Annotated in this window: 5 protein-coding genes; 1 reads left to right on the forward strand and 4 read right to left on the reverse strand. The window is 35.2% G+C overall.

Going from position 1 to position 5436, the window contains the following annotated elements:
- Window positions 1-521, forward strand: a 521-nt coding sequence (locus tag DPN68_RS12830; protein ID WP_317047785.1) for a group II intron maturase-specific domain-containing protein, incomplete at its 5' end; no start/stop codon positions are given.
- An 81-nt stretch (window positions 522-602) separates the two neighbouring features.
- Here DPN68_RS12830 and DPN68_RS12835 read toward each other — a convergent pair.
- The 4 genes from DPN68_RS12835 to DPN68_RS13180 all read right to left on the reverse strand — a co-directional run.
- Window positions 603-1733, reverse strand: coding sequence for a tetratricopeptide repeat protein (locus DPN68_RS12835; protein WP_162298422.1), 1131 nt, complete (start codon window positions 1731-1733; stop codon window positions 603-605).
- A 136-nt stretch (window positions 1734-1869) separates the two neighbouring features.
- Window positions 1870-3129: a Y-family DNA polymerase gene (locus DPN68_RS12840; protein WP_113990031.1), complete on the reverse strand. Its 1260-nt coding sequence runs from the start codon at window positions 3127-3129 to the stop codon at window positions 1870-1872.
- 136 nt (window positions 3130-3265) lie between these two features.
- A complete protein-coding gene (locus DPN68_RS12845) occupies window positions 3266-3715 on the reverse strand; it encodes a LexA family protein (protein WP_113990033.1) in 450 nt (149 codons plus the stop codon).
- 325 nt (window positions 3716-4040) lie between these two features.
- The coding region (locus DPN68_RS13180) for a hypothetical protein (RefSeq protein ID WP_113990032.1) at window positions 4041-5436 on the reverse strand (1396 nt) is incomplete at its 5' end.

A 5436-nucleotide genomic window follows, 5' to 3' on the forward strand; every position in this document is an offset into this window, starting at 1 on the left:
TTAGAAAACCCTCTAACTTTACGTTACTTGGCTTTGGATTTGTGCCCGTTTACAATAAAGGAAGTAAGAATCAATACCAACTCGTAGTAGCCGAAAAGGCATGGAAAAACCTAAAGATGCGACTCAAAAGCATTACCCGAAAAACCACTCCAGCCAAACTAGAAGAACGTATCACCAAGATAAAGGAAATCCAACGAGGATGGTTAAACTATTTTCGAGGAACCAACATCATGGGGAAATTACGAGATATCGATGGTTGGCTACGGAATCGCATCCGCTACTGCATTTGGAAGGATTGGAAGAAACCCGAAAGGAAAAGGAAAAACCTGATTCGATTGGGCGTAGACCAAGACCACGCCTATGCATGGAGCAGAACGAGAAAGGGTGGTTGGGCGATTGCCCAAAGTCCCATTTTAGGAACAACTATTACTTTGAAACGCTTGAAACAAAAAGGATATGAATCCTTAACGGAAATCTACATTCAACTCAACCCATCTCTTTGCGAACCGCCGAGTACGTGACCCGTACGCTCGGTGGTGTGAGAGGCGCACTCCGTCAGTTTCTGGCGGAGCCGTCTACTCGATTATGCCCAGTTATTCTTGTCATTTGGTCGGTTTTGAAGTTGCTGTCGGCTTAACTTTTTCTTCGAGAACGGCAATTACACTTTTCTTTAAGTCATCATATTTGAAGTTGTCGTTAAAGCCAATATTAAAAGTCGAATGAGTGTCTCCCTTTGTTCGACAGAGTAAATATTTTGAACCGCCTTGTTCAACAGAAATCGGAGAATATTCTGTTTGAATTCGAAATTCAATTTTGTCGTCTTGGTTTACAACGTAAAATAAATGCTTATTGTAAATGTCTTTTGAACCTTCTTCGTATCTTTCATAAGCTTGGATTAATTTGTCATTCCATTGGAATTGGTCAAAGCAAAACATATCTTTCAAATTGTCTTTTAGTTCGCCTTTTTTGTGAGCTTCGTATAACTTGTCTTTGTAAGGTTTTGCTTTGTCGTACTCTTTTTTATGATAATAGATTTGGATAAGTTTTGCGTAGGAATGATAATCTTTCGGGTCTAATTGCAAAAGTTCAACGAAAGCTGGTTCTGCTTTGTCATAATTTCCTTTTAAAGATTCGAGAAGTCCAATATTAAATAAGGCGTTTATGTAAGAGTTGGATTTTTTGTCAATTTTCGATTTTGCAACATAAAATGCTTCTAATGCTTTGTCATTATTTTTCTGGTCAGAATAGATTTGAGCAACAAATGAATATGGTCTGTCAGGGCAATTCTTTTGCTCTGTTGCTTTTTTGTATGCTTCGAGCGATAAGTCTAATTTTTCTAAATTATAGTAAGAGTCGCCAAGTCCGCTATAAAATTCTGCATCGTCCGATTTTAAACTAATAGCTAATTGAAAAGATTTTACAGCTTCTTCATACTTCTGCATATAGTTCAAGGTCGAAGCTTTTATATAGAATGGTGCTGGGTCTTTCGAGTCTTTGTCTATGGATAAATTCATAAACTTGATACAATTATTATCGTCTTCTTTCATATAATATGCAAGTCCGATATAATACAAAGATTTTGCGGTGTAATCCTTAGATTTAGAAGCGTGTTCTATGATTTTGTCATATTGTTTGTTGTCGGACAGAGTTTTTAAGTCTTCCGTTGTTTTGTCTTGAGCAAAAATTGTCAAGCTACAAATTGTCAAAATGAATGTTGCTAAAATGTTTTTCATTGTCGTTGTATTGTGTGTTTTATAATTGGGCATAACTCGTTTATATGCGAAACTTTCGAACTAGTATCATGCCTTTTTGGCAAGATTGGCGAAAGTTTTGTATTGATTTATTTTATTTTCAAATATAATAATTCTTTTATATTTTAATTGTAATAATCTCATCAATTCTTGTTGTATATGATTTTGATAATTTTTCTTGTTTCATTTTCCATTGTCTGCCGAGGGATTGATTGGCGAACTTGATTTTGTTTTTGCCGTAGGCTCTATTAAGTTTATCAACTACTGACATTAATGGTTGATGCTTTGGATTTGAGGTGTTGAATAGTGATAATTGGGTTTGGTCGTTTGGTGTTAATCCCATTACTATTACTCCTGCTTTTTTGTAATTGTAGCCTTCTTTAAAAATTGCTTTTAAACCTATTTGGGCATAATGATTTAACTCGATTGTTGAGTTTGTTGGAAAATCGGTGTTGATTATAATACTTCTTGAGTATTGTGGTTGGTCTTTTCGGAAATAATTGGTGTGAAGAAAAACCATTATCATGTTGCAATGGCTGTTTTGTCTTCTTAGTTTTTCGGAACAGGAAGTTGTGAACGTTGCTACACGTTCGGAAATATCTTCAATTTTGGTAATAGGTTTTTCAAATGATCTTGTTGTAGCAATCATTTTTTTACTTTTTGGAGTTTCTAAATCCAATGTTGGTTTACCTTCCAATTCGTGTTTTAACCTCAACCCTACAACTGCCATTTCTTTTCTTACCCAATCATCGTGTAATTGAGTGAATTGATAAGCATTAAAAACATTAACTGCTTGTAAGCGTTTTGCGTGTTTTCTACCTATACCCCAAACGTCTTCAATTTTAGTCCATTTAAGGGCTTTTATTCTCCTTTCTTCCGTATCTATTACATACACGCTTTTGGTTCGTTCAGGGAACTTCTTTGCTATTTTATTGGCTACTTTCGCTAGTGCTTTTGTTGGCGCAAAACCTACACTGATTGGAACACCTGTATTTTTAGTTACGGTCTTTTGGATGTTTATACCATATTCATCAAGATTGAATAATTCAAAACCTTCGAATTTTAGAAAGGCTTCATCAATACTGTAGACTTCTATTTCTGGTGTGTAGGTTGCCAATATGTTCATCACTCTGCTGCTCATATCACCATACAAGGCATAGTTTGAAGAATAAACAAATACATTGTTATCTTCGAATAGTTTTTTGAATTCGAATGCAGGAGCTCCCATTGGAATACCTAATGCTTTAGCTTCGTTAGAACGCGCAATAACACAACCATCATTATTGGAAAGTATTACTACTGGTTTTCCAATTAAATGGGGTTCGAATACTCTTTGGCAAGAGGCGTAAAAGTTATTGCAATCTACTAGGGCGAACATTTTTTTTAAGGGATTAGTAATTAGGGATTAGGGATTAGTTTTTTTGAACTTTGTTCAAAAGGATAGCCTACTAGTAGGAGATTCCTCGATACTTCGACAAGCTCAGCACAGGCTTACTCAGTATGACAAATTACGGTTAGAACGTTTTGATGCTATGGATTACGATTCCCCAGATCATTAGTTCGTTTTCTTCAGTTACTTTAATGGGTTTGTAGTCTTCATTTTCGGCTATTAACCAAACTACTTCGTTTTCTATTTTGATTCTTTTTACTGTGAATTCTCCGTCTATTTGACAAATGGCTATTTTTCCGTCTTGTGGTGCTAGGCTTTTGTCTATGACTAATAAATCGCCATCGAAAATGCCTGCGTTTTTCATGGAATGGCCTTTGACTTTGGCGAAGAATGTACTGTCTTTATGTTTTATTAAATGTTTGTTTAAATCGATGGTTAATTCTAAAAAGTCATCGGCAGGTGAGGGGAAGCCTGCACTAATGCCTACATCGACATATGGCAGTTCCATTTCTGTAGTGTAATCGGGTGTATAGAACTCGAAAACTTCGGTTGTATGTATGCTTTTTAATTTCATTTTCTTTTGATTTGAAAACACTCTATTGCATTTTTTATGTTACAAAATTAATGAACTATGGTTTTAGAACGTAGTAAATGGGAGAAAATAGTTATTAACTTTTGCTGCACTATTTGGTAGTGCTATTTAGTGTATGTAAGTAAAAAAAAAAGAGAACAAGTTTAACTGCTCTCTAGTTTAATTCCCCTAAATGTTTTATGATAAAAAATTTCATTTCAAATTTAGTTTTTTTTTTTTAAATGACACTATAAATTATAATAAAAACTCCCCAAATAAGGGGAGTTTTCAACTTAACATAATTAAACAAGCACTGAAACTCAAACAACTAATACAGATGTTTTTTACTAATTACTTTATTGTTTTTTCTGTCTTTTATTTGAATAATCAAGGTTTGATCATTTTTATGGATGGTGTTGATAGTGATTTCACGCTCTGTACTGTTTTGATTTTTATATAACAGTTTGCCTTGAATGTCGTGAATGGTGATTTCAGCATTTTCAATATTTCCAATATTAATGTTTATGCCTGAGTTGTTATTGAAAATAAGCACCTCATTATTGGTAATATCATCCTCATTGGATTTGTTTTCTAATTTGTATTTGATGATGAAACGGTTGTTGTTTTCACCAGCATTGTTTGCATGGAAATAGTAGGGAGCTAGTCTTAAATTGTGTGTGAAATTTAATTCTAAATCTTCTACATAAATTTCTTGATTTTCTTCTAGAAGACCATCTGCAGCTGCTATTGCCAAGGTATAACTACCTGGTGCTGGTACGTTAAAACCGATTTTCACTTTGTCTTTGTCATCGAATGGAACAGGGCGTCCTTGAATGGTCATTTTATCTGTGCCGATTAATGAGTAGATTTTTAACACACCTGGTTTTACTCCAATAACTGCATCAAAAGTTCTGTCTTTTTCCAAGGTTGCGTTTGTAGTGTACCCAATAAGCGTTCTGTCTGAAATTGCATTCGTATTGCTTATGTCTAACCAAAGTCGGTGACGTTCGTTACTTAGAGTGTTATTTTCATTACGGTTAGCAGTTCTGTAAAATTGGCTATTGTCATACGATCTGCTTCTTAATGAATTGTTGAAGGTTACCGTTTCTGTCGTTGGTGCACCGTCTAACATGTTGACTAAGAAAGATTGGCCACCAGCTATGAAGCCGTTAAAACCTGCTGGTCCGCTTACGGTTCCTAAGGCGTTGTACGTAATATAATCGTTAGGTGTATAATTAGCGGAGAATGAGCCATAAAAAGAGTTTGGTATTGCTGTAGAAACTGGCGTTGCGTGTGTCCATAGTCTTACTGCTCCTTCAATGTTTGTATTTAAGTTAATAAAATCAACTGCATCAATTGAAGAAGGATATGGATTTCCTACTAGATTCCAATTGTCGCTGAATCTTGTAATTGTAGTGCCATTTGTTCCCAGATAATCAGGACCAGTATAAGTACCTCTGTTTATTGCAGGTTGGATTACACCGTTTCTAGGTACACCGATGAAATTTCTAGAGAAAATATTTCTCATGATGTAACCTACACCTGAAAGCATAGGAACGTTTGCGGCTCCAACCCAATTGCCTTCGCCACCGTTACTATTTGGAATATCTGCATCCCAAGTGTAAATAAAGCCAGTAGGAGTGTTTACTGTATTTACTGGAGAAGACCAATACACGTAATCGTTTGTATTTGCAGTAGTATTCCTTTGGTAGGAAATAGTACCA

The organism is Flavobacterium tibetense, assembly GCF_003293845.1.
GTDB classification, from domain to species: domain Bacteria; phylum Bacteroidota; class Bacteroidia; order Flavobacteriales; family Flavobacteriaceae; genus Flavobacterium; species Flavobacterium tibetense.

Excerpts from the sequence above, each read along its gene's own strand:
- DPN68_RS12835 (WP_162298422.1), bottom strand. The coding sequence starts at position 1,733 with ATGAAAAACATTTTAGCAACATTCATTTTGACAATTTGTAGCTTGACA.
- DPN68_RS12840 (WP_113990031.1), bottom strand. The coding sequence starts at position 3,129 with ATGTTCGCCCTAGTAGATTGCAATAACTTTTACGCCTCTTGCCAAAGA.
- DPN68_RS12845 (WP_113990033.1), bottom strand. The coding sequence starts at position 3,715 with ATGAAATTAAAAAGCATACATACAACCGAAGTTTTCGAGTTCTATACA.